A 24,693-nucleotide genomic window follows, 5' to 3' on the forward strand; every position below is an offset into this window, starting at 1 on the left:
TGCAGCTTAAAACAGCAGCGATGACGAGGTGTCGAACGCCGCACGGCGGCGTTTTTCGGCACTCATCTGTTCGAGCTTGTCGCGATCGACGCAGACCAGCGCATGCGTCGGACAGGCTTCCATACACGCCGGACCGGCGTCGCGGTGGTAGCAGAGGTCACATTTATTGGCTTCGGCTTTCTCCGCGCGCACGCTGAGCCCGATACCACTGTTGCGCACCACCGGGCGAACGACCACCTCCATCGCGCCATACGGACACGCCACCACACAGGTTTTGCACCCGATGCAGCGCTCCTGCATCACATGCACGAAGCCTTTCTCGCGCTTAATCGCCCCGTTCGGACAGACGTTGGCGCACGGCGCGTCTTCGCACTGGCGACAGATAGCGGCGGTGGAAATATTCACGCCTTTAATGACGTGGATGCGCGGCAGGAAGGTGTCGGGGGTCAGGGAGGCGCAATCCTGCTCCGCCTGATGGGACACCACGCACGCCACTTCACAGGTACGGCAACCAATGCATTTGCTGGCATCGGCCATAATAAAACGGTTCATCTGCTTCTCCGGCATAACTGTTATGCGCGAAGCTATTCATAAACCGTGCCAATATTTAATACATTGATTTTAAAGCGAAATAAAAAAGAAGAGGATCTGTCATCGTCATTTGTGACGATGACAGATGTCGACGTCAGCGATGCGGGCCGTCAATGACGGAGCCGCGCAGGATAAGCTCGCCGGAAAAAGTTTGCTGAGGCTTAAACTCACCGCCGTCGAGCATGAAGATCAGGCGACTGATGGTCTCCTGGATCATCTCCGTTACCGGAATACGCACGCTGGAGAGGGACGGCACGATATAGGGCGCGATTGCCACGTCGTCAAAGCCGATGACGGACACCGCGCCCGGCGTGGCGACGCCGCTCTCGTGCAACTGCCTGATGGCACCAATCGCCATATCGTCGTTACTCGCCACCAGCGCGGTAAACGTTTCGCCGCGGGTGAGCAGCTGAGAGACCGCCGCCGCGCCGCTGGCCGGGCTCCACTTCCCTTCGGCGATCAGCGCGTCACGCAGGGAAATGCCGTTCTGCGCCAGCGCGTCCTTGTAGCCGGAAAGACGCTCCACCCCGGTGGGGGAATCCAGCGAACCGGTGATAAACGCAATCTCCCGGTGGCCTTTCGCGATCAACTGCGATACTGCGTCCTGACACGACGCTTTATGATCGGACCAGACGCTGTGGCTGCTGTTTTTCCGCAAACGGCGGTTGAGCACCATAATCGGCTGCTCGCATTTCTCAATAATTTCGTCCAGCGCTTCCACGCTCAGAAAACGCGGGTAGATAATCACCGCGTCGCAGCGCATGTCGAGCAGGTACTGGATCGCCTCGCGCTCCTCTTCGGCGCTGTGCTTGCCGTCCGCCAGGATCAGCTGACGGCCCTTCTCTTCCGTCATCCGCGCGGCGTTAAACAGCAGCTCGCTAAAGTAGACCCCATGGTACAGGGTGTTAGTCACCACCAGCCCCAGGGTCTGGGTGCGTTTGGTCGCCAGGTTTCGCGCCAGCAGATTGGGGCGATACCCGCTCTCTTCGATGGCCTGAAACACGCGGTCTTTCGTCTCCTGGCTGACGTAACCGTTCCCCGACAGCACCCGGGAGACCGTCGCTTTCGACACGCCTGCCCGCTTCGCCACTTCCAGCATCGTGGTCATAGTGTTATTCCATTCAAAACCGATGAGCCGCAGTGTACTTCACCGCAGAAAAATTGTCGCAGCGGCGTTATCACGCTTTATACGGCCACGAGTGATCGTCATCACGAAACGAAAAAATGCATAAAAAGTGGTCTTGTTTCATTAAAAGAAACTCATGATGATTATGTGAAACCGGTTTCCTACACTTCTCACAACGATAACAGGATCACATCCGATGGCAAAAAATTACGCTGCGCTGGCAAATGACGTGGTTAGCGCGCTGGGCGGTAAAGAGAACATCGTCGCCGTCACCCACTGCATGACGCGCCTGCGCTTCGTTCTGAAAGACGAAAGCCTTACCGACGCCGCGCGTCTGAAAAGCATCAGCGGCGTGCTCGGCGTGGTGCGCAACGACAATCAGTGCCAGGTGATCATCGGCAACACCGTGTCCCAGGCATACCGTGAAGTGGTGAGCCTGCTGCCCGCCAACCTGCAACCTGCCGTAGCGGAAGGTCCACAGAAGCTTACGCTGCGCCGGATTGGCGCCGGGATCCTCGACGCGCTGATCGGCACCATGTCTCCGCTGATCCCGGCGATCATCGGCGGGTCGATGGTCAAGCTGCTGGCGATGATCCTTGAGATGACCGGCGTGCTGGGCAAAGGTGACCCGACGCTGACGATCCTGACCGTTATCGGCGATGGCGCGTTCTTCTTCCTGCCGCTGATGGTGGCGGCTTCCGCAGCGGTGAAGTTCAAAACCAACATGTCCCTGGCGATAGCCATTGCGGGCGTACTGGTTCACCCGAGCTTTATCGAGCTGATGGCGAAAGCGGCGCAGGGCGAGCATGTAGAATTTGCCTTAATTCCGGTTACGGCGGTGAAATACACCTATACCGTTATCCCGGCCCTGGTGATGACCTGGTGCCTGTCGTATATCGAACGCTGGGTGGATCGCATCACCCCGGCGGTGACCAAAAACTTCCTCAAGCCGATGCTGATCGTGCTGATTGCCGCCCCGCTCGCCATCGTACTGATTGGCCCGCTTGGGATCTGGATCGGTAGCGCCATCTCCGCGCTGGTCTACACCATTCACGGCTATCTGGGCTGGCTCTCCGTTGCCATTATGGGCGCGCTGTGGCCGCTGCTGGTGATGACCGGGATGCACCGCGTGTTTACGCCGACCATCATCCAGACCATTGCCGAAACGGGCAAAGAAGGGATGGTGATGCCGTCGGAAATCGGCGCCAACCTGTCGCTCGGCGGTTCGTCGCTGGCGGTGGCGTGGAAAACGAAAAACCCGGAGCTGCGCCAGACGGCGCTGGCGGCGGCGGCCTCCGCCATCATGGCGGGGATCTCTGAACCGGCGCTGTACGGCGTGGCGGTACGCCTGAAGCGTCCGCTGATTGCGAGCCTGATCAGCGGCTTTATCTGCGGCGCGGTGGCCGGCATGGCCGGTCTTGCCAGCCACTCCATGGCGGCGCCGAGGCTGTTCACCAGCGTGCAGTTCTTCGACCCGGCCAACCCGATGACCATCGTCTGGGTGTTTGGTGTGATGGGTCTGGCGGTGGTGCTGTCGTTCGTGCTGACCCTGCTGTTAGGGTTTGAAGATATCCCGGTAGAAGACGAAGCCGAAAAAGCACGCGCCCTGCAAACCGCACCGGTACAGAACAAAGCAGCAGAAGCATAAACTGAAAGCGAGGTAAGAATGTCTGTTTTTCCACAAGGATTTTTATGGGGCGGCGCGCTTGCCGCCAACCAGAGTGAAGGGGCTTACCGTGAAGGCGGCAAAGGACTGACAACGGTCGATATGATCCCCCACGGCGCAAACCGTCTGGCGGTAAAAGTCGGCAAGGAAAAACGGTTTTCGTTGCGTGACGACGAATTTTACCCGAGCCACCAGGCGATTGATTTTTACCATCGTTACAAAGAAGACATTGCCCTGATGGCGGAGATGGGCTTTACGGTGTTCCGCACCTCGATTGCCTGGAGCCGCCTCTACCCGAACGGCGACGAACCGTTGCCAAATCGGGAGGGCATTGCCTTCTACCGCGCGGTGTTCGAGGAGTGCAAAAAGTACAACATTGAGCCGCTGGTGACGCTCTGCCATTTCGACGTGCCGATGCACCTGGTGACGGAGTACGGCTCCTGGCGCAACCGTAAGATGGTGGATTTCTTCGCCCGCTACGCCCGCACCTGCTTCGAGGCGTTTAACGGGCTGGTGAAATACTGGCTGACCTTCAACGAAATCAACATTATGCTGCACAGCCCGTTCTCCGGCGCGGGGCTGGTGTTTGAGGAAGGGGAAAACGAAGACCAGGTGAAATACCAGGCCGCGCACCACGAGCTGGTGGCGAGCGCGCTGGCGACCAAAATCGCCCACGAGGTGAACCCGGAAAACCAGGTCGGCTGCATGCTGGCGGGCGGCAATTTTTACCCCTACTCCTGCAAGCCGGAAGACGTGTGGATGGCACTGGAGAAAGACCGCGAGAACCTGTTCTTTATCGACGTGCAGGCGCGCGGCAGCTATCCGGCCTACTCCGCCCGCGTGTTCCGCGAGAAAGGGGTGGTGATTGTGAAAGACCCCGGCGACGACGACCTGCTGAAAAACACTGTCGACTTTGTCTCGTTCAGTTATTACGCCTCGCGCTGCGCGTCGGCGGATATGAACGCGGGCAACACCAGCGCGGCGAACATCGTGAAGTCCCTGCGCAACCCGCACATTCAGGTGAGCGAGTGGGGCTGGGGCATCGACCCGCTCGGGCTGCGCATCACCATGAACATGATGTATGACCGCTACCAGAAGCCGCTGTTCCTGGTGGAAAACGGCCTCGGGGCGAAGGACGTCATTGATGAAAACGGCGAGATCAACGACGACTACCGCATCAGCTACCTGCGCGAGCATATCCGTGCGATGGGTGACGCGATTGAGGACGGCGTCCCGCTGATGGGCTACACCACCTGGGGCTGCATTGACCTGGTCTCGGCCTCAACCGGGGAGATGAGTAAGCGCTACGGGTTTGTCTACGTCGACCGCGACGACGCCGGGAACGGCACGCTGGATCGAAAACGCAAGAAATCGTTCTGGTGGTATAAGAAGGTGATTGCGAGTAACGGGGCGGATCTGGCGTAGCCTGTTTTGCCGGGTGGCGGCGTTGCCTTACCCGGCCTACAAACTGCTCGATGCGGTTTTCACCCTCTCCCCTCTGGGGAGAGGGCCGGGGTGAGGGGCTGAAAACCCCCGTCCCCAACCCACCCGGCAAGCCGTGAATACACCACGTCCACCGCCTCTTTCACCGGCGGCGTCATCGGATAATAAAACCCGACGATGTCCGGCTGAATGCCCAGAAACAGTACCTCACCCACGTCGTCTTTAATCTGACCCACCAGGTAGTTCAGCGGCATGTTGTGGGTGGTCATCATAAACATCTCGGCGATGTCGTCCGGGTCAATCAGGCGGATCTCGCCGGGGTTGAGCCCCATATCGGTGGCATCGACGATTAACAACCTGTCCGGGCGCAGCTCGCGAATGGCCACCACGTCGTTTTCCGGCGCGCTGCCGCCGTCAATCACCACCCAGTTGCCCGGCGGGTTCGCGGCGCACATCTCCGCCAGCAGCGGGCCCGCGCCGTCGTCGCCCATCATGCTGTTGCCGACACACAGTAAAACGTCAGTCACGTAATCTCCTCACCATCAGGTAGATGGCGCTCTCCTGATGAATATCGTGCAGCATGCCGAGCAGCGTTTTGCTCCACGCCTGCTGCGCCGGGGTTTGTACGCTCAGCGCCGCGTCAAAGGCGTTGGCGAGCATCGCAATATGGTTGGCGTCGATGACGATCTCACCGTACTTCGGCACGCCCTCCATTTTGCGCCGCGCCGTGCTGCCCTCCTCCAGCGTGGCGATCCACGCCAGGTACTCGGGCCACGGGCAGCTTAACGCCGCCTCCAGGCAGTCGATCACCCCGAGGTGGTGCCCAATCGCCAGGCTGTAATAGACCACCTGCTGCGCCGCATCCGGCGTGGCATCGTTCTCATCAATAAACTTACGGCTCAGCTGGCTGAACACCAACGTTTCACTCATCGGATACGCGCCTCATCCACAATACTGTTCAGGTTTGCCACGATCTCATTGAGACGCGGATCGTTCTCGGCCTCCAGCCAGCGCGCCACCTGATGGTCGCCCTGGCTCAGCAGACGCAGATAATCGTCGGCAATCTGACGGCCATAGCGGTAACCCGCCAGCCTGCACGCCGTGCGGTCGATCTTCACCCGCAGCGGCTGCACCATATCCGGGTGCAGGAGAGTGGCTGGCTGGTTGTCCAGCTCGCCCGGCTCGCGGGCGTGGATCTTCTGCTCCAGCAGGCCGAGCGCCATGGCAAAACCGTACAGCGTGGCGGCGGGCGTCGGCGGGCAGCCCGGAATGTAAACGTCCACCGGCACGATTTTGTCGGTGCCGCCCCAGACGCAGTAAAGATCGTGGAAGATGCCGCCGCTGTTGCCGCAGGCGCCGTAGGAGATGCAGATTTTCGGATCCGGCGCAGACTGCCAGGCGCGCAGCGCAGGCGAGCGCATCGCGCGGGTGACCGCGCCGGTGAACAGCAGGATATCCGCGTGGCGCGGGGACGGCACCACTTTGATGCCGAAGCGTTCGGCGTCAAACAGCGGTGACAGGGTGGCGAAGATTTCGATCTCACAGCCGTTGCAGCCGCCGCAGTCCACGCGATAGACGTAGGCCGAGCGTTTGATTTTTTTCAGCAGCGACGCCTTCATGCTGGCGATGGACTCCTCCACCGTCAGCGGTACCGGAATGCCGTTAGCGTCGCGCGGGCCGAGTAAGTTTTCCATCAGCTGGCCTCTCTCATATGACGGGTTAAATCGATGCGGTCAGACGGCAGCAGGCATTTCTGACGTTTGCACTCCGGGCAGGTTTCGAAGCTTTCACGGTGATGCTCCGCACGCACGTCGCCGTTGTGCTTCAGCAGCGCGATGGCGTAGTCGATCTCTTTTTGCACGGCGAACGGACGCTTGCAGACGCGGCAGTTACACAGCGCAAAGCGCGACTGCTGGAGGAAATCCTCTTTTTTCCACACCGCCAGCTCGTACTCCTGAGACAGGCGAATGGCTACCGTCGGGCAGACCTCCTCGCAGCGGCCGCAGAAGATGCAGCGCCCAAGGTTAAACTGCCAGGCCAGCTCGCCGGTTTTCAGGTCCGTTTCCACCGTTAAGGCATTCGACGGGCAGGCGTTGACGCAGGCCGCGCAGCCGATGCACTGCTGCGGGTTGTGCTCCGGCTTGCCGCGAAAGTTTTTATCCACCGGGATCGGCTCCAGCGGATAACTGCTGGTCTGCGCGCCGGTTTTGATCACTTTTTTGATAAAGGTAAACATGACGAGTCCTTATTTCAGCGGCGAGTTCTTACGCTCGATGCTGTAGCGCTCAAGCTCTTTGTACGGCACCACCTGGCTTTTCTTCTTGCGCACGTCCACGACGGTCATGCGGTCGGTGCAGGAGTAGCACGGGTCGAGGCTGCCGATGATCAGCGGCGCGTCAGAGACGGTGTTACCGCGCAGCATGTAGCGCAGGGTTGGCCAGTTGGCGTAGGTCGCCGCACGGCAGCGCCAGCGGTAGAGCTTCTGGTTGTCGCCGGTCATGCTCCAGTGAATGTCATCCCCGCGCGGCGCTTCGGCGAATCCGAGGGCAAAGCGGTTTGGAATGTAGGTGAAGCCTTCCACCATCAGCGGGCCGCCCGGCAGGTTATCAAGGCCGTAGTCGATCATGTTCAGCGCGGTAAACACCTCGTTGATGCGCACCTTCAGGCGGGAGATGACGTCGCAGCCCTGCTCGCTGTGCACGGTCATCGGCAGCAGGCCGTAGCCGACGAACGGGTGATCGGCGCGGGTGTCGCGGGCGTGGCCGCTGGCGCGCACCATCGGGCCGACGTTGCTGAAGTCGCGGGCGATTTCCGGGTCAAGACGACCAATCCCGACGGTGCGCTGCTCAATGTTTGGCGTGCTGAGCAGCATGTCCACCAGCTCCTGCACGTCGCGGCGCATCTGCTGCGCCAGCTGGCGGGTCTGGATCATGTCGTCTTTCAGCAGGTCGCGGCGGATCCCGCCGATCAGGTTCAGGCCGTAGGTTTTACGCGCCCCGGTGAGGATCTCCGCCATCTTCATTGATGCCTCACGCACGCGGAAGAACTGCATAAACCCGGAGTCAAAGCCGACGAAGTGGCAGGCCAGGCCGAGGTTCAGCAGGTGTGAGTGCAGGCGTTCCACCTCCAGCAGAATGGCGCGGATCATCTGCGCGCGTTCCGGCACCACGATCCCCATGCCGTTCTCCACCGAGGTGGTGTAGGCGGTGCTGTGGGCAAAGCCGCAGATGCCGCACACGCGGTCAGAAAGAAACGTGACTTCGTTGTAGCCCATGCGGGTCTCCGCCAGCTTCTCCATGCCGCGGTGGACGTAGAACAAGCGGTAGTCGGCGTCGATAATGTTCTCGCCGTCGACGAACAGGCGGAAGTGGCCCGGTTCGTCAGAGGTGACGTGCAGCGGGCCGATCGGCACCACATTATTCTTCTTGCTGCCCAGCTCGTTGATGAACTCGTAGGTTTCGCTGTCGGTTGTCGGGGCCGGACGCTGGCGGTAGTCCATGCTATCCTTGCGCAGCGGATAGAGTTCATCCGGCCAGTCGTCCGGCAGCACCAGACGACGCTCGTCAGGCAGACCAACCGGCACCAGGCCGTACATGTCGCGCACTTCGCGCTCGCCCCAGACGGCGGCGGGTACGCGCGGCGTGACGGACGGGTACTCCGGCTTGTCCGGGTCAACTTCGACGCGCACGGTGAGCCAGCACTTCTCGCCCTGCTCCATCGACATCACGTAGTACACCGCATAGTTGCCGCACAGCTGACGCTCGTCGTTGCCGAACAGCACCGACAGCCAGCCGCCCTGCTGGTAGTAAAGAAACTCCACCACTTCCGGCAGATAGTTCACCTTAATGGTGACGGTTACCTGGTCTTTGGTTTGCCAGGACTCCTCCAGCACCACGCCCGGGAAAGCCTGATGCAACGCGGCGAGATACTGCTGACCTTTCTTTTCTTCAGACATAAACACTCTCTTTAATCACGCCACCAGCAAGGAGACGAACGCTAAAAATGCAAAACCAAAACCAGCCCAGGTAATGCGTGACGTTTCGACAAAACGCAGGCGCGCCATGCTGTTTTCAAACAGGGCAATCACCAGCACGCCGATAAGCAGCTTGAGCGCAGCCACCACAACGGCCAGCAGCAGGCCGCCCGCAGAGAAGTGCGTCATCTGCCCCCACGGGAAGAAAACGCCGACGAACATCTGCAACACCACCAGCTGCTTGAGGCTGATGCCCCACTTCAGCACCGCAAAGCCGTAGCCGCTGTACTCGGTGAGTGGCCCCTCCTGCAATTCCTGCTCCGCTTCCGCGAGATCGAACGGCAGCTTGCCCATCTCGATAAAGGTGGCGAACGCGCAGGCGCAGAGCGCCAGCACCAGCGGGAGCGAACGTGAAACCGGCCAGTGGTAAACGGTGTCGGTGATGAAACTGATGTGGGTCGAGCCAGCAACCTGCGCGGCGACCCACAGCCCCAGCAGCAGAATTGGCTCAACCAGCACGCCGAGCATCGCCTCACGACTGGCGCCGATACCCGTAAACGGGCTGCCGGTGTCCAGGCCCGCAATCGCAAAGAAGAAACGCGCGATGGCGAAGAGGTAGATCAGCGTAATCAGATCGCCAAGCACGGGCAGCGGCGAGCCCACCGTCACTACCGGCAGCGCGGTGGCGATGGTCAGCATCACGCCGACCATCACGAACGGCGTCAGGCGGAACACCCAACCTGCGGCATCCGGCGCGACGCTCTGACGGGAGAGCAGCTTGAAGAGATCGCGGTACTCCTGGAGCACGCCAGGCCCGCGACGGTTGTGTAGCCGGGCGCGCGCCACGCGCGTGATGCCCGACAGCAGCGGCGCGGCGGCAAACAGCACCAGCGCCTGAAGTATTGCCAGTAACAAACTCATGTCAGGCTCCTCGTGAAATGACAATCACCACCAGCACCGCCAGCTCGATCAGCGCCAGGCGACGGAACAGCACGGGCACGGCGGCACTCTGCCAGCCCGGCACCCAGCCCACCGGGTTCAGCCAGTGGCGCAGCTTCAGCACGGCGGCGAAGTTCTCCTTCACCGGCATGGCGAAACCGTGGGCGGTGATGACCATCGACTGCTCGTGTTCGTAGCCGCAGGCCCACGCCGCGCCGCGCGAGCGGGAGGCGAGACGGTCGCGTCTGAAGAACAGCGTCAGCACGAACGGCAGGAGCGGCGCGGCAATCAGCAGCAGCGCCATCATCGGCTGGGACACGACGGTATGCGCCGTAGCCAGCGGCAGCGGAATGGCGTGGCCCAGAAGCGGCAGCAGCCACGGCGCGACAACCCCACCTGCGATACAGCACAGCGCCAGCGCGACCACGCTGGTGGCCATCAGCACCGGGGCGCAACAGGCGTTTTCCGCTTCGCGGGTGCGCGGCGCGCCCAGGAAGGTGACGCCGTAAACCTTCGCCATACACATCACCGCCAGTGCCCCGGTAATCGCCAGCCCAACCGCCAGCAGCGGGCCGAGCAGCCGCGCGATAAACGCGTCGCTCTGGCCGAGCGCGAAGAAGGATTGATAGATCACCCACTCCCCGGCAAAGCCGTTCAGCGGCGGAAGCGCGGCCATCGCCATCAGCCCGACCAGCATCGCCAGCGAAATGACGGGCATTTTTTTGCCAATCCCGCCGAGCTTTTCAATATCGCGGTGCCCGGTGCGAAACCAGACGCTGCCCGCGCCGAGGAACAGGGTGCTTTTAAACAGGCTGTGGTTGATAAGGTGATACAGACCGCCAATAAACCCGGCGGCAATCAGCGCCGGCTGGTTGAGCGCCAGCCCGCTGACACCCGCGCCCATGCCGAGCAGGATGATGCCGATATTCTCCAGGGTGTGGTACGCCAGCAGGCGCTGGATGTTATGCTCCATCAGGGCGTACAGCCCGCCGACAAATGCGGTGATCATCCCCGCAATCAGCAGCGCCACGCCCCACCACAGCGGCGGCTGGCCGCCCGTCAGGGTTATCGTCAGGATGCCGAACAGACCGACCTTCATCACCACGGTGGAGAACAGCGCGGCAGCCGGGGCCGAGGCATTGGCATGCGCCTGCGGCACCCAGCCGTGCAGCGGGATAATCCCGGCCAGCAGGCCAAAACCGACTACGCCCAACAGCCAGACGTCATTCCCCAGCGGCTGGCCGTTAAGCACGGCAAAGTCCAGCGTGCCGAAACGCTGCCACACCAGCCAGCAGGCCAGCGCCAGCAGCAGCGTGCCGAGTCGTCCGAGCGCAAACCACAGCTTGCCGGAGGCGCTGCATCCGGTCAGGAACACGCCGCACAGGGCCATGATTTCAGCCATCACCACCAGCGCGCCGAGGTTGCTGGCGACAACAGTGCAGACCGCGGCGGCCATCAACAGGTTGACCAGCAGGCCGTTGGCGTTGGTATGCTGATGGCGGTGCCAGTCGATATTAAACAGGCTGATAAACAGCCCACACAGACCAAAGGTGACCAGCCAGATGGCATTTAGCGGCGTAAGCTCAACGGCGTGGTGAATCAGCGGGATGAGGGTGTCGACGGATTGGCCGTCGATCAGGACAACGCCACCCGCCGCCAGCGTCATCAGGCTGCCGACCGCCCCGCCGATACCGGCGATCCAGCCGCTCAGCGTTTTATGGAAGGAGAGGAGCAGCGCCAGGACAGCGGCGGCGGCAAACCAGGCCACGCCGCTGGTCATCATAACTATCGCGTTCATTTCGCCCCCTCGTTAAGCGCCCGCAGCAGCGAAAGATCGCCGACGTCAGTATCGATGGTAAGCTCGCGCTTGCGTTTGCTGGTGCGGGCGATGTCGCGAATATTAACCAGAATTAACGCTTTGGTCGGACAGGTGCGCACGCAGGCCGGACCTTGTTCATCGAAGCTGCACAGGTCGCACTTCACCGCGACGGCGCGAATGCCCGGCACCCAGTCCAGCAGCGTGCTCACGCGTGCCGGTGCCGGTGGCGCAGGCGGCGCTTTCGGGGTGTTGGCATTCGCCGGAATATGCAGCGGACGGCTGCCGGAAAACTCAATGGCGCCAAACGGACAGGCGATGCCGCACAGCTTGCAGCTCACGCACAGGCTTTCGTTCAGCTGTACCGCGCCGTCAACGCGGGTGATGGCATTGACGGGACAGACGCCCGCGCATGGCGCGTCTTCACAGTGGTGACAGAGCTGCGGGGCAGACTCTTTCTCATTACGCATGACGCGCAGGCGCGGCATGGACTGTAGCCCGTGCAGGCGGTGTGTTTCCGAGCACGCCGCCTCACAGGTTCGACAGCCAATACAGACCGTCGAGTCAGCAATTACAAAACGGTTCACCGGGTCATCCTCTGGTGATGGTCATTTTTGACGAAAAAAACTGTCTTATCGACACTTCTCGACACTCGCTCTTCAGGCCACATTCGCGGAGGATTTTCCGTCGATCAGCTGTTTCAGGTTGATCGGCTGATCGTGCTCAACGGCAGCGTAGAGGCCGTTATAAACCGGCGCGATTTTCTCCAGATAGTGCTCCAGCACCTGCTGGCGATCGCGGGTGCTGACGTGACCGTCCACCATGCCGTCGGCCATCAGTTGGGCTTTCGCAATACACTGTTTTTCACCCTCTTTTGTCTCAACGTAATACTCAATGGTGTGGCTGTTGAAGCTCTCCGCCAGGGTGACAAAAATCGTGAAGTGTCCAAACAACACAAAGCGCATATCCCCCTGCGCCGCGCAGCTCATGGCATGGTGCAGACGGGCTTTTGACAGGGTGATCCCCTGAATCAGAGAGTTGCAGTAGAGGTGCCACTGATCCTGAAGCTGCTGATGACGTTGCGCGATGTAATCCGCTTTTTCGCTAATTTCCCAAATAGTCATAAAAGGTATCCGGTTAATGGAGTTAGCGGCTGTTAAGCAGATTTCGTGCCAGTTTTTAATTTATTGATTTAAATGGATTTTAAAGAGATGCGCACTGTCACCACCGCGGTGTCGACGTGTCATTTCGACAGCGTTGACATCGTCACGCCGTAACGCAAATCAAGCTGGCACTGTTATTGCATTAAAGGGGCAATTCATTAAGGAGGCGTCATGCACGAAATCACCCTCTGCCAGCGGGCACTGGAACTTATCGAACAGCAGGCTGTGCAGAACCATGCGAAGCGCGTGACCGGCGTCTGGCTGAAGGTCGGGGCGTTTTCCTGCGTCGAGACCAGCGCCCTCACCTTCTGTTTTGAGCTGGTGTGCCGCGGCACGCTGGCGGAGGGTTGCGCACTGCATATCGAGGAGCAGCAGGCGGAGTGCTGGTGCGAGCAGTGTCAGCAGTACGTCACGCTGCTGTCATCGAAGGTACAGCGCTGTCCGCAGTGCCAGAGCAGCGGGCTGCGCATCGTGGCGGATGACGGTATGCAGATCCAACGCCTCGAAATCGAGAAGGAGTAATGTATGTGTAGTACCTGCGGTTGCGCTGAAGGCAACCTGTATATAGAAGGGGATGAACACCGTCCCCACTCCGCGTTTCGCTCCGCACCCTTTTCTCCTGCCCCGCGTCCCGCGGCGGCACTGACCGGCATCACCTTTGCGCCGCAGCGTTCAGACGCGGGCGACCTGCATTACGGCCACGGCGAAGCGGGCACCCACGCGCCGGGCATCAGCCAGCGCGAGATGCTGGAGGTGGAGATCAATGTGCTGGACAAAAATAACCAGCTCGCCGCTCGCAATCGCGCCCGCTTTGCCGCCCGTCAACAGCTGGTACTGAACCTGGTCTCCAGCCCCGGCTCCGGTAAAACCACCCTGCTGACCGAAACCCTCAAACGACTGAATAAACGTGTCTCCTGCGCCGTTATCGAAGGCGATCAGCAAACGGTAAACGACGCGGCGCGCATCCGCGAAACCGGTACGCCCGCGATTCAGGTCAACACCGGCAAGGGCTGCCACCTGGATGCGCAGATGATTGCCGACGCCGCCCCGCGCCTGCCGCTGGCGGATAACGGCATCCTGTTTATTGAAAACGTCGGCAACCTGGTCTGCCCGGCAAGCTTCGACCTCGGCGAGCGGCATAAAGTGGCGGTGCTCTCTGTGACCGAAGGGGAAGACAAGCCGCTGAAGTATCCACATATGTTTGCCGCCGCCTCCCTCATGCTGCTGAACAAAGTCGACCTGCTGCCGTACCTGAATTTCGACGTGGATAAGTGCCTGGCTTACGCCCGGGAAGTGAACCCGGACATTGAGATCCTGCTGGTTTCCGCCACGCGCGGCGACGGGATGGATGCCTGGCTGAACTGGCTGGAGAGCGAACGATGTGCATAGGCGTCCCCGGACAAATTCATTCGATCGACGGCAATCAGGCCAAAGTGGAGGTCTGCGGCATCCTGCGCGATGTCGATCTGACGCTGGTGGGCAGCCACGATGAGACCGGCGCATCGCGTCTCGGCCAGTGGGTGCTGGTCCACGTGGGGTTTGCCATGAGCGTGATTAATGAGGAAGAAGCACGCGACACGCTGGACGCGCTACAGAATATGTTCGACGTTGAGCCGGACGTGGGTGCCCTGCTGTATGGTGAGGAACGATAACACATGCGTTACGTTGATGAATATCGCGCGCCTGAGCAGGTGTTGCAGCTTATCGATCGCCTGAAAACCCGCGCGTCCCTGCTGGACTACACGAAAGAAAAACCGCTGCGGATCATGGAGGTGTGCGGCGGACACACCCACGCCATCTTTAAATTTGGCCTCGACCAGCTGCTGCCGGAGAACATCGAATTTATCCACGGCCCCGGCTGCCCGGTGTGCGTGCTGCCGATGGGGCGCATCGACAGCTGTCTCGACATCGCCAGCCGCCCCGGTGTGATTTTTTGCACCTTTGGCGACGCCATGCGCGTACCGGGAAAAAATGGCTCGCTGCTCCAGGCGAAGGCGCGCGGCGCGGACGTGCGGATCGTCTACTCACCGATGGATGCCCTGACGCTGGCAGAGGCTAATCCTGAGCGTAAGGTGGTCTTTTTCGGGCTGGGTTTTGAAACCACCATGCCCGCCACCGCTATCACTCTCCAGCAGGCGAAAGCCCGCAACGTCACTAACTTTTACTTTTTCTGCCAGCACATCACGCTTATTCCCACGCTGCGTAGCCTGCTTGAAGCGCCGGACAACGGCATCGACGCCTTCCTGGCACCAGGACACGTCAGCATGGTGATCGGCACAGAAGCCTACGGTTTTATCACTGAACAGTACAATCGTCCGTTAGTGGTGGCTGGTTTCGAGCCACTTGATCTACTGCAAGGCGTGACCATGCTGGTTGAGCAGAAAATAGCGGCCCTGAGTGTGGTGGAAAATCAGTACCGCCGCGTGGTGCCCGATGCAGGTAACAGACGGGCACAACAGGCGATAGCCGACGTGTTTAGCGTCGAAGGCGACAGCGAGTGGCGCGGACTGGGGCTGATTGCCGAATCCGGCGTACACCTGACGCCCGCGTATCGCGCCTTCGACGCCGAAGCGCATTTCCGCCCGCAGCCGCAGAAGGTGTGCGACGATCCCCGCGCCCGCTGTGGCGACGTACTCACCGGCAAATGCAAACCTCATCACTGCCCGTTATTTGGCAACGCCTGTAACCCGCAAACCGCGTTTGGCGCGCTGATGGTCTCTTCCGAAGGGGCATGCGCCGCGTGGTATCACTATCGCAACCAGGAGTGTGAAGCATGAACACGGTGGAAATGGCGCACGGAAGCGGTGGACAGGCGATGCAGCAGTTGATTAACAGGCTGTTCATGGAAGCCTTTAACAACCCCTGGCTCGCCGAGCAGGAAGATCAGGCGCGTATTGACCTCGCGGCCCTGACCGCCCACGGCGACAGGCTGGCGTTCTCTACCGACAGCTACGTGATTGACCCGCTGTTCTTCCCGGGCGGCGATATCGGCAAGCTCGCCGTCTGCGGCACGGCAAACGACGTGGCCGTCAGCGGCGCGATCCCCCGCTACCTCTCCTGCGGGTTTATCCTCGAAGAAGGGTTACCCATGGTGACGCTCACGGCGGTGGTCAACAGCATGGCGCACACCGCCCGCGAGGCGGGGATCGCCATCGTGACCGGGGATACCAAGGTGGTGCAGCGCGGCGCGGCGGATAAGCTCTTCATTAACACCGCCGGAATGGGGGCGATCCCCGCCGACATTCACTGGGGCGCGCAGCAGCTTTGTGCAGGCGACGTGCTGATTGTCAGCGGCACGCTGGGCTGCCACGGGGCAACCATCCTGAACCTGCGCGAAGGCTTAGGGCTGGATGGCGAGCTGCACAGTGACTGCGCGGTACTCACGCCGCTGATCCAGACGCTGCGCGACATGCCGGGTGTAAAAGCCCTGCGCGACGCCACGCGAGGCGGCGTGAATGCCGTCGTACACGAATTTGCCGCAAGCAGCGGCTGTGGAATTGAACTGACCGAGCGCGGCCTGCCCGTTAAGCCTGCTGTACGCGGGCTGTGCGAGCTATTAGGGCTAGACCCGCTTAACTTTGCCAACGAAGGCAAGCTGGTGATCGGCGTGGAACGTACGGTGGCGGAAGCCGTACTTGAACAACTGCGCGCACATCCCTTAGGGAAAGACGCGGCCATCATCGGCGACGTGGTTGAGCGCAAAGGGGTGCGCCTGACCGGGCTTTACGGCGTGAAGCGCACGCTGGATCTGCCGCACGCTGAACCGTTACCCCGAATTTGCTAGACCGCGCCAAAAGCGGTCAGCGCTGAATGTCTCTTTTTTGCCAGTTTCTATTGGAAAGCAATAATGCCGTATACACCGATGAGCGATCTTGGACAGCAGGGCCTGTTTGACATCACGCGCACACTTTTACAACAGCCCGATCTCGGCGCGCTGAGCGATGCCCTGACGCGGCTAGTCAGGCAATCAGCGCTGGCGGACAGCGCCGCCATTGTGCTCTGGCATAGCGCAACCCACCGCGCGAGCTATTTCTCAACGCGTGATAACGGCAAAATCTTCGAATATGAAGATGAAACGTTTCTGGCCCACGGTCCGGTGCGACGTATTCTCTCCCGCCCGGAAGCGCTGCACTGCAATTTTGACCAGTTTCGCCAGGCCTGGCCGAAGCTGGCAGAGAGCAACCTTTACCACCCGTTCGGCCACTACAGCATGCTGCCGCTGGCGGTGGAAGGGCAAATTTTTGGCGGCTGCGAGTTTATCCGTAATAACGACCAGCCCTGGACCGAGGCGGAGTACGAGCGGTTGCATACCTTCACGCAGATTGTGGCCGTCGTGGCAGAGCAGATCCAAAGCCGCGTCACCAATAACGTGGATTACGACCTGTTGAGCCGCGAGCGCGATAATTTCCGCATACTGGTCGCCATCACCAATGCCGTGCTGTCGCGTCTCGATATGGACGAACTGGTGAGCGAAGTCGCCAAAGAGATCCATCACTATTTCAGGATCGATGCCATCAGCATTGCGCTGCGCGGCAACCGTAAGGGCAAGCTGAACATCTACTCCACCCACTACCTCGACGAAGCTAACCCGGCGCACGAGCAAAGCGAAGTGGACGAAGCGGGAACCCTGTCTGAACGGGTATTTAAAAGCAAAGAGATCCTGCTGTTAAATCTCAGCGAGCAGGATCCGGTAGCGCCCTACGAGCGGATGTTGTTTAACACCTGGGGCAACAAGATCCAGACCCTGTGCCTGCTGCCGCTGATGTCCGGCAACACCATGCTCGGCGTGCTTAAACTGGCGCAGTGCGATGAAGCCGTATTTACCACCGCCAACCTGAAGCTGCTGCGCCAGATCGCCGAACGTATCTCCATTGCGCTGGATAACGCCCTCGCCTATCAGGAGATCCACCGTCTGAAAGAACGGCTGGTGGACGAAAACCTGGCGCTGACCGAGCAGCTCAACAATGTGGACAGCGAGTTTGGCGAAATCATCGGACGCAGCGATGCCATGTACAACATCCTCAAGCAGGTGGAGATGGTGGCGCAGAGCGACAGCACGGTGCTGATCCTCGGTGAAACCGGCACAGGGAAAGAGCTGATTGCCCGGGCGATCCACAACCTGAGCAACCGCAACAGCCGCCGGATGGTGAAGATGAACTGCGCGGCGATGCCTGCGGGCTTACTGGAAAGCGACCTGTTCGGCCACGAGCGCGGCGCGTTTACCGGCGCCAGCAGCCAGCGGCTGGGCCGTTTTGAACTGGCGGATAAAAGCTCGTTGTTCCTCGACGAAGTGGGCGATATGCCGCTGGAGCTTCAGCCTAAGCTGCTGCGCGTTTTGCAGGAGCAGGAGTTCGAGCGTCTCGGCAGCAACAAGCTGATCCAGACCGACGTGCGTCTGATTGCCGCCACCAACCGCGATCTGAAAAAAATGGTCGCCGACCGCGAGTTTCGCAGCGATCTTTACTATCGTCTGAACGTCTTCCCGATCTGCCTGCCGCCGCTGCGCGAACGCCCGGAAGATATTCCGCTGCTGGTGAAAGCCTTTACCGCGAAGATTGCCCGCCGGATGGGGCGAAATATCGACAGTATTCCTGCCGAAACGCTACGCACCCTTTCGGCGATGGAGTGGCCGGGGAACGTGCGCGAGCTGGAAAACGTCATTGAGCGCGCGGTCCTGCTGACGCGCGGGAACGTGCTCCAGCTCTCCCTGCCAGAGGTTACTCTCTCTGAAACGACCGTGGCCGCAAGCGAGCTTGCGAAAGAGGGAGAAGATGAATATCAGCTCATTATGCGAGTGCTGAAGGAGACCAACGGCGTGGTAGCCGGACCGAAAGGTGCGGCGCAACGGCTGGGGCTGAAGCGTACTACCCTGCTCTCGCGTATGAAGCGTCTGGGAATCGATAAAGAGAGCCTGAAATAACCCGTCATTCCGTCAGCGGGTACATATTGCTCCCGCGCTGGCGCAGGGATATTTGGTGCTCTTTTTCTGTCTGCCTGCGCCGCGCCGTAGCCCTGAGCGTGATTTGTCGTCCACTGCGGCGCTGAGACGATTATTTTTTAGGCCGATACTTTTCCGGTAATTCCGGAACCGGACGACGATCGTCGATCAGATGTCGGATGGTCAGAATCGGATGACGCCATAACATACGTGGCCCTGCCCAGCGCATTACCTGCTTCATCTCTTCCCGTCGGGCGGGCTGATAACAGTGCACCGGGCACTGTTTGCAGGCAGGTTTTTCCTCACCAAACACGCATTTATCCAGCCGCTTATCGGCATAAGCCTTAAGCGCCGAATAGTGCCCCTCTTCTTTTATGGCGTGCGGACACCTGTTTTCGTACAGGGCGATCATTCTGGCGATCGTCTTTTTTTCTCGTGAAATACGTTTACCGGACATAACGTCGTCCTCAACAATAAAGTGCATTTATAATACCTTTTTATCCGCACATTTTCAGTTATTGCATTCCGTTTTCTGAAGCGTCCTTCCAGAATTACCCCTCCCCTCGCTGCGTTTTACTGGTATTTTATACAGGTGTAAATAACCGCATTCACCGGAGAGCCTATGCAACAGATCGCGATCGCCAAACCCTATCGGCACTTAAAAGTGGGTTACTTCAGAAAACGTCATGAAGACCGTAAAACGAAAATTCCAAAACGCTACAGCGTACACGCAGCGCTGAGCCTGAAAGGCGACTGGCTTGAACAAGCGGGATTTACCACCAACTCGCAGGTTCGGGTGGGCGTCGAGCACGGAAAAATCATCATTGAATTAATAGCGGAAGATGCCTCGTAAAGTCGTGACTTTTTTCTGCGCCGCACCTTTTTTTCATGCGACAATAGAAGGAACAATCGGCCATTGAGCCGCTCAAAGCGTAATATTTTCAAAGAAATGAATATCATAACTCCATGAGCACAATCGACAATTTCGACGCGCATACGCCGATGATGCAGCAGTACCTGAAGCTGAAGGCACAGCATCCGGAAATTCTGCTGTTTTACCGTATGGGCGATTTTTACGAGCTTTTTTATGACGATGCGAAACGTGCGTCTCAGCTGCTCGACATTTCTCTGACGAAACGTGGCGCGTCGGCAGGCGAGCCCATCCCGATGGCGGGTATCCCGCATCACGCGGTTGAAAACTATCTGGCGAAGCTGGTGAACCAGGGCGAGTCTGTCGCTATCTGCGAACAAATTGGCGACCCGGCCACGTCGAAAGGCCCCGTTGAGCGCAAGGTCGTACGCATCGTGACGCCGGGAACCATCAGCGATGAAGCCCTGCTTCAGGAGCGCCAGGATAACCTGCTGGCGGCGATCTGGCAGGACGGTAAAGGGTTTGGCTACGCCACGCTGGATATCAGCTCCGGTCGTTTTCGCCTGAGTGAACCGGCTGACCGTGAAACCATGGCGGCTGAACTACAGCGCACCAATCCGGCAGAACTGCTTTATGCAGAAGATTTCGCCGAGATGGCGCTGATTGAAGGTCGCCGCGGCCTGCGTCGTCGTCCACTGTGGGAGTTCGAAATTGATACCGCGCGCCAGCAGCTGAACCTGCAATTTGGCACGCGCGATTTGATTGGCTTTGGTGTGGAAAATGCCCCGCGCGGGCTATGTGCTGCAGGCTGCCTGTTGCAGTACGTGAAGGATACGCAGCGTACCGCCCTGCCCCATATCCGTTCAATTACCATGGAGCGTCAGCAGGACAGCATCATCATGGATGCCGCCACGCGCCGCAACCTGGAGATCACGCAGAACCTCGCTGGCGGCATGGAAAATACGCTGGCATCGGTTCTTGACAGCACGGTTACCCCCATGGGCAGCCGTATGCTCAAACGCTGGCTGCATATGCCGATCCGCAACACCGAAACGCTGATTGGCCGTCAGCAAACCATTGCCGCATTGCAGGATCGTTACACCGAATTGCAGCCGGTGCTGCGTCAGGTGGGTGATCTTGAGCGTATCCTGGCGCGCCTGGCATTGCGTACCGCGCGTCCACGCGATCTCGCCCGTATGCGTCACGCTTTCCAGCAGTTGCCGGAACTGCGCGCTCAGCTGGGAGAGATCGACAGCGCGCCAGTGCAAAAGCTGCGCGAAACCATGGGCGAATTTACCGAGCTTCGCGAACTGCTGGAACGCGCCATCATTGATGCGCCGCCTGTTCTGGTGCGGGATGGCGGGGTTATTGCTCCGGGTTATAACGAAGAGCTGGACGAATGGCGTGCGCTGGCCGATGGCGCGACGGATTATCTGGATAAGCTGGAAATCCGCGAGCGTGAACGTCTGGGGCTCGACACCCTGAAAGTCGGCTACAACGCCGTACACGGTTACTATATCCAGATCAGTCGTGGGCAGAGCCACCTGGCACCGATTCACTACGTTCGCCGCCAGACGCTGAAAAATGCCGAGCGCTACATTATTCCCGAGCTGAAAGAGTACGAAGACAAAGTGCTCACGTCGAAAGGTAAAGCGCTGGCGCTGGAAAAACAGCTGTATGACGAGCTGTTCGACATCCTGATGCCGCATCTGGCTGACCTTCAAATGAGCGCCGCTGCGCTGGCCGAGCTGGATGTGCTGGTAAACCTGGCCGAGCGCGCCGAAACGCTGAACTACACCTGTCCAACCTTTACTGACAAACCCGGTATTCGCATTACCGAAGGTCGCCATCCGGTGGTTGAGCAGGTGCTGAACGAGCCGTTTATTGCCAACCCGTTGAACCTGTCACCGCAGCGAAGAATGCTGATCATTACCGGCCCCAATATGGGCGGTAAAAGTACCTATATGCGCCAGACAGCCCTTATCGCGCTGCTCGCCTACATCGGCAGCTACGTTCCGGCGCAGAAGGTTGAGATTGGCCCTGTCGACCGTATCTTCACCCGTGTGGGTGCGGCGGACGATCTGGCGAGCGGTCGCTCTACCTTTATGGTCGAGATGACCGAAACCGCCAACATTCTGCATAACGCGACAGAGAACAGTCTGGTGTTGATGGACGAAGTAGGACGCGGTACCTCCACCTATGACGGCCTGTCCCTGGCCTGGGCGTGCGCGGAAAGTCTGGCGAATAAAATCAAGGCGCTGACGCTGTTCGCGACGCACTATTTCGAACTGACACAGCTGCCAGAGAAAATGGAAGGCGTGGCTAACGTCCACCTTGATGCGCTTGAGCACGGCGACACCATCGCCTTTATGCACACGGTGCAGGACGGCGCGGCAAGCAAGAGCTATGGCCTGGCCGTCGCCGCGCTGGCGGGCGTGCCGAAAGAGGTGATTAAGCGCGCGCGTCAGAAATTGCGTGAGCTGGAAAGTTTGTCACCGAATGCGGCAGCTACGCAGATAGATGGTACACAGATGTCACTGCTGGCGGTGCCAGAAGAGACCTCTCCGGCTGTGGAAGCGCTGGAAAATCTCGATCCGGATTCGCTGACGCCGCGTCAGGCGCTGGAGTGGATTTATCGGTTGAAGAGTCTGGTTTAGTTCTCTGCGGTCTTTTTTGCCGGGTGGCGGCTTCGCCTTACCCGGCCTACAAAACCCGTAGGCTCGGTAAGCGTAGCGCCACCGGGCAAAAGACCGCACAATATTATCGCCCGGTAAGCGCAGCGCCTCCGGGCTTTTTATTACAGCAGCGGCGGGATCGTCGGCACCTGCGGTGCTTCATCAATATCCTTCTGCGTCATGCGGAACGCTTCCGGGTAATGCTCACGGCTGGTACGGCGCAGCGGTTCGGTATCGCGCCAGGTATACAGACAGTGCTGACACTGGTATACCGTCCAGACACCTTTCACCGGTGATGTTGCCATCACCTCAATATGTTCATCGGCACAACGTGGACAAATCATTTTTTCCTCCTTATTGACGTGCCGCCAGCATCGCGGTCAGTTTTTCGGCCCAGGCTTTGGTTTCAGGGAGATCCTGTACCGGCTGGCTGTAGTGACCACGGTTGTCCGGAGCGACTGGGGTGGTGGCATCAATGATCAGCTTGTCAGTGATCCCCGCCGGGCTGGAGCCGGGGTCAAGCTCCAGCACAGACATATTCGGTAGCTGCACCAGATCGCCAGCCGGATTGACCTTCGATGACAGCGCCCACATCACCTGCGGCAGGTTAAACGGATCGACGTCCTCATCCACCATAATCACCATTTTCACGTAACCCAGACCGTGTGGCGTGGTCATGGCGCGGAGCCCGACCGCACGGGCAAAACCGCCGTATCGTTTTTTGGTGGAGATAATCGCCAGCAGGCCGTGGGTGTACATGGCGTTTACCGCCTGCACTTCCGGGAATTCCGCCTTCAGCTGCTGATAGAGCGGCACGCAGGTAGCGGGCCCCATCAGATAATCAATCTCGGTCCACGGCATCCCCAGGTAGAGAGATTCGAAAATGGGTTTTGTGCGGTAAGAGACTTTATCAATGCGCACGACCGTCATGTTGCGCCCGCCGGAGTAGTGTCCGGTAAACTCACCGAATGGCCCTTCAATCTCACGTTTTCGGCCTTCAATCACCCCTTCCAGGATCACTTCCGACCCCCACGGCACATCAAAACCGGTCAGCGGAGCCGTCGCAATCGGATACGGGCTTTCGCGTAGCGCACCGGCCATCTCATACTCGGATTGATCGTATTTCAGCGGCGTGGCGCCCATCAGGGTGATGATCGGATCGTTACCCAGCGTAATGGCAATAGGCAGGTCTTCGCCGCGCTCTTCTGCCTTATGCAGATGCAGCGCGATATCATGCATCGGCACCGGTTGCAGGCCGAGCTTACGCTTGCCCTTCACTTCCATACGGTAAATCCCGACGTTCTGCTTGCCGAAGTGATCGGGGTCGAGCGGATCGCGGGAGACAACGCACGCTTTATCGAGATAAAAGCCCCCGTCACCGTCGTTCAGGCGGAACAGCGGCAGAATGTCGAACAGGTTGATGTCTTCCCCGTCCACCGTGTTCTGCGCCCAGGCCGGATTTGCACGACGCTCTGGCGAGACGGGGAATTTGTCCCAGCGACGAATAAACTCGTCGATCTGTTTTTTCACCGGGGTATTTGCTGGCAGCCCCATCGAAATAGCGTGGTTTTGCCACGAGCCGATAGTGTTCATCACCACACGGGCATCGGTGAAGCCGCGAATATTATCGAACCACAGCGCAGGCGCACCATCGCCAATGCGTCCGGTAGCGTTGGCGGCGGCCGCTAAATCCGGCTCAGCGTTTACCTCTTCCTCAATTTTCAGCAGCTGCCCTTGCTCATCGAGCGCCTGCAAGAAGCTTCTCAAATCATCAAATGCCATCTTTATTCTCCTGTGAAAAATGTTTCGCTGCCTGCAAACCTTCCCAGCGTCGGGCTTTTTTATGCTCCAGACCAAACTGGTCGAGAACGCGGGTCACGATATGCTGGGTTATGTCATCGGCGGTTTGTGGGTGGTTGTAGTACGCAGGCATAGGCGGCACCATCGCCACGCCCATGCGGGAAAGGGCAAGCATGTTCTCAAGATGGATGGTGCTGAGCGGCGTCTCACGCGGAACCAGCACCAGCTTGCGTCCCTCTTTCAGCACCACGTCTGCCGCACGCCCTACCAGCCCTTCGGCGTAGCCCGCGCGGATACCCGCCAGCGTTTTCATGCTGCACGGAATGACGATCATGCCGTCGGTGCGAAACGAGCCGGAGGAGATGGTGGCAGCCTGATCGGCCGGGCTATGGACGACATCCGCCAGTGCAGCAACGTCATGCGCAGTGAAGGGCGTTTCCAGCTCAATCGTGGTTTTTGCCCACTTCGACATCACCAGATGCGTTTCCACCTCCGGCATTTCCCGCAGCGCCTGCAACAACGCCACGCCTAATGGCGCACCCGTCGCGCCCGTCATTCCCACAATCAATCTCATTCAGCACCTCAATTAGTTTGTTCGTATACGAACATATTAACTAAACTACGCCTGGATCCTGCTGCTGACAAGATCGTTCGCATACGATCACACTATTCGCTAAAAACTCTCGCGTTAA

Annotated in this window: 25 protein-coding genes; 10 read left to right on the top strand and 15 right to left on the bottom strand. The window is 59.4% G+C overall.

Translation table 11 applies throughout. From position 1 onward, the window contains the following. Positions 1-6 precede the first annotated feature (6 nt). Positions 7-552 (bottom strand): electron transport protein HydN, encoded by a 546-nt coding sequence (hydN, locus tag L350_RS07300; protein ID WP_017382793.1) that lies wholly within the window; start codon positions 550-552, stop codon positions 7-9. A 133-nt stretch (positions 553-685) separates the two neighbouring features. Next, positions 686-1,699 carry a LacI family DNA-binding transcriptional regulator gene (locus L350_RS07295; protein ID WP_032625950.1) on the bottom strand — a complete coding sequence of 338 codons (1,014 nt, stop codon included), beginning with the start codon at positions 1,697-1,699 and terminating at the stop codon, positions 686-688. Positions 1,700-1,913: 214 nt separating this feature from the next. Between L350_RS07295 and ascF the strand changes: the two genes are divergently transcribed. Both ascF and L350_RS07285 read left to right on the top strand, forming a co-directional pair. Further along, positions 1,914-3,365, top strand: coding sequence for a PTS cellobiose/arbutin/salicin transporter subunit IIBC (ascF, locus tag L350_RS07290; protein WP_032625951.1), 1,452 nt, complete (start codon positions 1,914-1,916; stop codon positions 3,363-3,365). A gap of 18 nt (positions 3,366-3,383) precedes the next feature. Then, the gene (locus L350_RS07285; protein ID WP_032625953.1) at positions 3,384-4,808 is read left to right on the top strand and encodes a 6-phospho-beta-glucosidase; all 1,425 of its coding nucleotides are present in this window, start codon (positions 3,384-3,386) and stop codon (positions 4,806-4,808) included. Positions 4,809-4,867: 59 nt separating this feature from the next. Here L350_RS07285 and hycI read toward each other — a convergent pair whose 3' ends face one another. From hycI to hycA, 9 genes are all read right to left on the bottom strand, one after another. After that, a complete protein-coding gene (gene hycI, locus L350_RS07280; RefSeq protein ID WP_032625956.1) occupies positions 4,868-5,353 on the bottom strand; it encodes a hydrogenase maturation peptidase HycI in 486 nt (161 codons plus the stop codon). After that, positions 5,346-5,756 carry a formate hydrogenlyase maturation HycH family protein gene (locus L350_RS07275; protein WP_032625959.1) on the bottom strand — a complete coding sequence of 137 codons (411 nt, stop codon included), beginning with the start codon at positions 5,754-5,756 and terminating at the stop codon, positions 5,346-5,348. Before L350_RS07275 ends, hycI begins: the two co-directional genes overlap by 8 nt. Then, positions 5,753-6,520: an NADH-quinone oxidoreductase subunit B family protein gene (locus tag L350_RS07270; protein WP_032625962.1), complete on the bottom strand. Its 768-nt coding sequence runs from the start codon at positions 6,518-6,520 to the stop codon at positions 5,753-5,755. Before L350_RS07270 ends, L350_RS07275 begins: the two co-directional genes overlap by 4 nt. Further along, positions 6,520-7,062: a formate hydrogenlyase complex iron-sulfur subunit gene (locus L350_RS07265; protein WP_003862138.1), complete on the bottom strand. Its 543-nt coding sequence runs from the start codon at positions 7,060-7,062 to the stop codon at positions 6,520-6,522. The genes L350_RS07270 and L350_RS07265 overlap by 1 nt, the downstream gene beginning before the upstream one ends. Before the next feature lie 9 nt (positions 7,063-7,071). Continuing rightward, positions 7,072-8,781 (bottom strand): formate hydrogenlyase subunit HycE, encoded by a 1,710-nt coding sequence (hycE, locus tag L350_RS07260; RefSeq protein ID WP_023298468.1) that lies wholly within the window; start codon positions 8,779-8,781, stop codon positions 7,072-7,074. Between the two features lie 15 nt (positions 8,782-8,796). Beyond that, on the bottom strand, positions 8,797-9,720 hold the full coding sequence (locus L350_RS07255; protein WP_032625965.1) for a respiratory chain complex I subunit 1 family protein: 924 nt from the start codon (positions 9,718-9,720) through the stop codon (positions 8,797-8,799). 1 nt (position 9,721) lies between these two features. After that, positions 9,722-11,536, bottom strand: a complete 1,815-nt coding sequence (hycC, locus tag L350_RS07250; RefSeq protein ID WP_032625967.1) for a formate hydrogenlyase subunit 3 — start codon at positions 11,534-11,536, stop codon at positions 9,722-9,724. Then, positions 11,533-12,141 carry a 4Fe-4S dicluster domain-containing protein gene (locus L350_RS07245; protein WP_032625969.1) on the bottom strand — a complete coding sequence of 203 codons (609 nt, stop codon included), beginning with the start codon at positions 12,139-12,141 and terminating at the stop codon, positions 11,533-11,535. The genes hycC and L350_RS07245 overlap by 4 nt, the downstream gene beginning before the upstream one ends. A gap of 72 nt (positions 12,142-12,213) precedes the next feature. Further along, positions 12,214-12,678: a formate hydrogenlyase regulator HycA gene (gene hycA / locus L350_RS07240; protein WP_022649167.1), complete on the bottom strand. Its 465-nt coding sequence runs from the start codon at positions 12,676-12,678 to the stop codon at positions 12,214-12,216. Positions 12,679-12,888: 210 nt separating this feature from the next. Between hycA and hypA the strand changes: the two genes are divergently transcribed. The 6 genes from hypA (at position 12,889) to flhA (ending at position 18,637) form a co-directional block, all read left to right on the top strand. Then, entirely contained in the window at positions 12,889-13,239 is a 351-nt protein-coding gene (gene hypA / locus L350_RS07235) for a hydrogenase maturation nickel metallochaperone HypA (RefSeq protein WP_022649168.1), read from the top strand. A 3-nt stretch (positions 13,240-13,242) separates the two neighbouring features. Beyond that, positions 13,243-14,106, top strand: a complete 864-nt coding sequence (gene hypB / locus L350_RS07230; protein WP_032625971.1) for a hydrogenase nickel incorporation protein HypB — start codon at positions 13,243-13,245, stop codon at positions 14,104-14,106. Continuing rightward, positions 14,097-14,369: a HypC/HybG/HupF family hydrogenase formation chaperone gene (locus tag L350_RS07225; RefSeq protein ID WP_003862132.1), complete on the top strand. Its 273-nt coding sequence runs from the start codon at positions 14,097-14,099 to the stop codon at positions 14,367-14,369. Before hypB ends, L350_RS07225 begins: the two co-directional genes overlap by 10 nt. 3 nt (positions 14,370-14,372) lie before the next feature. After that, the gene (hypD, locus tag L350_RS07220) at positions 14,373-15,494 is read left to right on the top strand and encodes a hydrogenase formation protein HypD (RefSeq protein WP_032625973.1); all 1,122 of its coding nucleotides are present in this window, start codon (positions 14,373-14,375) and stop codon (positions 15,492-15,494) included. Further along, positions 15,491-16,501, top strand: coding sequence for a hydrogenase expression/formation protein HypE (hypE, locus tag L350_RS07215; protein ID WP_032625976.1), 1,011 nt, complete (start codon positions 15,491-15,493; stop codon positions 16,499-16,501). The genes hypD and hypE overlap by 4 nt, the downstream gene beginning before the upstream one ends. A gap of 63 nt (positions 16,502-16,564) precedes the next feature. Next, entirely contained in the window at positions 16,565-18,637 is a 2,073-nt protein-coding gene (flhA, locus tag L350_RS07210) for a formate hydrogenlyase transcriptional activator FlhA (RefSeq protein ID WP_023330179.1), read from the top strand. 130 nt (positions 18,638-18,767) lie between these two features. Here flhA and L350_RS07205 read toward each other — a convergent pair whose 3' ends face one another. Next, positions 18,768-19,112: a nitrous oxide-stimulated promoter family protein gene (locus tag L350_RS07205; protein WP_022649174.1), complete on the bottom strand. Its 345-nt coding sequence runs from the start codon at positions 19,110-19,112 to the stop codon at positions 18,768-18,770. A gap of 165 nt (positions 19,113-19,277) precedes the next feature. Between L350_RS07205 and L350_RS07200 the strand changes: the two genes are divergently transcribed. Further along, a complete protein-coding gene (locus L350_RS07200) occupies positions 19,278-19,508 on the top strand; it encodes a SymE family type I addiction module toxin (protein ID WP_022649175.1) in 231 nt (76 codons plus the stop codon). A 113-nt stretch (positions 19,509-19,621) separates the two neighbouring features. Further along, positions 19,622-22,183 carry a DNA mismatch repair protein MutS gene (mutS, locus tag L350_RS07195; RefSeq protein ID WP_022649176.1) on the top strand — a complete coding sequence of 854 codons (2,562 nt, stop codon included), beginning with the start codon at positions 19,622-19,624 and terminating at the stop codon, positions 22,181-22,183. Between the two features lie 140 nt (positions 22,184-22,323). Here mutS and L350_RS07190 read toward each other — a convergent pair whose 3' ends face one another. Genes L350_RS07190 through L350_RS07180 form a run of 3 tightly spaced genes read right to left on the bottom strand, consistent with a single transcriptional unit; the run spans position 22,324 to position 24,575 of the window. After that, positions 22,324-22,545 carry a non-oxidative hydroxyarylic acid decarboxylases subunit D gene (locus L350_RS07190; RefSeq protein ID WP_003862116.1) on the bottom strand — a complete coding sequence of 74 codons (222 nt, stop codon included), beginning with the start codon at positions 22,543-22,545 and terminating at the stop codon, positions 22,324-22,326. 10 nt (positions 22,546-22,555) lie between these two features. Next, positions 22,556-23,983: a non-oxidative hydroxyarylic acid decarboxylases subunit C gene (locus L350_RS07185; RefSeq protein WP_023298476.1), complete on the bottom strand. Its 1,428-nt coding sequence runs from the start codon at positions 23,981-23,983 to the stop codon at positions 22,556-22,558. Further along, entirely contained in the window at positions 23,973-24,575 is a 603-nt protein-coding gene (locus tag L350_RS07180; RefSeq protein WP_003862111.1) for a non-oxidative hydroxyarylic acid decarboxylases subunit B, read from the bottom strand. Before L350_RS07180 ends, L350_RS07185 begins: the two co-directional genes overlap by 11 nt. Between the last annotated feature and the right edge of the window lie 118 nt (positions 24,576-24,693).

The organism is Enterobacter sp. MGH 4 (assembly GCF_000534735.1).
In the GTDB taxonomy this organism is placed as follows: domain Bacteria; phylum Pseudomonadota; class Gammaproteobacteria; order Enterobacterales; family Enterobacteriaceae; genus Enterobacter; species Enterobacter intestinihominis.

Excerpts from the sequence above, each read along its gene's own strand:
- L350_RS07275 (WP_032625959.1), bottom strand. The coding sequence starts at position 5,756 with ATGAGTGAAACGTTGGTGTTCAGCCAGCTGAGCCGTAAGTTTATTGAT.
- L350_RS07255 (WP_032625965.1), bottom strand. The coding sequence starts at position 9,720 with ATGAGTTTGTTACTGGCAATACTTCAGGCGCTGGTGCTGTTTGCCGCC.
- L350_RS07200 (WP_022649175.1), top strand. The coding sequence starts at position 19,278 with ATGCAACAGATCGCGATCGCCAAACCCTATCGGCACTTAAAAGTGGGT.
- L350_RS07185 (WP_023298476.1), bottom strand. The coding sequence starts at position 23,983 with ATGGCATTTGATGATTTGAGAAGCTTCTTGCAGGCGCTCGATGAGCAA.
- L350_RS07265 (WP_003862138.1), bottom strand. The coding sequence starts at position 7,062 with ATGTTTACCTTTATCAAAAAAGTGATCAAAACCGGCGCGCAGACCAGC.
- hycA (WP_022649167.1), bottom strand. The coding sequence starts at position 12,678 with ATGACTATTTGGGAAATTAGCGAAAAAGCGGATTACATCGCGCAACGT.
- hycE (WP_023298468.1), bottom strand. The coding sequence starts at position 8,781 with ATGTCTGAAGAAAAGAAAGGTCAGCAGTATCTCGCCGCGTTGCATCAG.
- L350_RS07190 (WP_003862116.1), bottom strand. The coding sequence starts at position 22,545 with ATGATTTGTCCACGTTGTGCCGATGAACATATTGAGGTGATGGCAACA.
- L350_RS07205 (WP_022649174.1), bottom strand. The coding sequence starts at position 19,112 with ATGTCCGGTAAACGTATTTCACGAGAAAAAAAGACGATCGCCAGAATG.
- hypA (WP_022649168.1), top strand. The coding sequence starts at position 12,889 with ATGCACGAAATCACCCTCTGCCAGCGGGCACTGGAACTTATCGAACAG.
- L350_RS07285 (WP_032625953.1), top strand. The coding sequence starts at position 3,384 with ATGTCTGTTTTTCCACAAGGATTTTTATGGGGCGGCGCGCTTGCCGCC.
- hydN (WP_017382793.1), bottom strand. The coding sequence starts at position 552 with ATGAACCGTTTTATTATGGCCGATGCCAGCAAATGCATTGGTTGCCGT.
- L350_RS07295 (WP_032625950.1), bottom strand. The coding sequence starts at position 1,699 with ATGACCACGATGCTGGAAGTGGCGAAGCGGGCAGGCGTGTCGAAAGCG.
- L350_RS07180 (WP_003862111.1), bottom strand. The coding sequence starts at position 24,575 with ATGAGATTGATTGTGGGAATGACGGGCGCGACGGGTGCGCCATTAGGC.
- ascF (WP_032625951.1), top strand. The coding sequence starts at position 1,914 with ATGGCAAAAAATTACGCTGCGCTGGCAAATGACGTGGTTAGCGCGCTG.
- hypE (WP_032625976.1), top strand. The coding sequence starts at position 15,491 with ATGAACACGGTGGAAATGGCGCACGGAAGCGGTGGACAGGCGATGCAG.
- mutS (WP_022649176.1), top strand. The coding sequence starts at position 19,622 with ATGAGCACAATCGACAATTTCGACGCGCATACGCCGATGATGCAGCAG.
- hypD (WP_032625973.1), top strand. The coding sequence starts at position 14,373 with ATGCGTTACGTTGATGAATATCGCGCGCCTGAGCAGGTGTTGCAGCTT.
- L350_RS07270 (WP_032625962.1), bottom strand. The coding sequence starts at position 6,520 with ATGGAAAACTTACTCGGCCCGCGCGACGCTAACGGCATTCCGGTACCG.
- L350_RS07225 (WP_003862132.1), top strand. The coding sequence starts at position 14,097 with ATGTGCATAGGCGTCCCCGGACAAATTCATTCGATCGACGGCAATCAG.
- hypB (WP_032625971.1), top strand. The coding sequence starts at position 13,243 with ATGTGTAGTACCTGCGGTTGCGCTGAAGGCAACCTGTATATAGAAGGG.
- hycC (WP_032625967.1), bottom strand. The coding sequence starts at position 11,536 with ATGAACGCGATAGTTATGATGACCAGCGGCGTGGCCTGGTTTGCCGCC.
- flhA (WP_023330179.1), top strand. The coding sequence starts at position 16,565 with ATGCCGTATACACCGATGAGCGATCTTGGACAGCAGGGCCTGTTTGAC.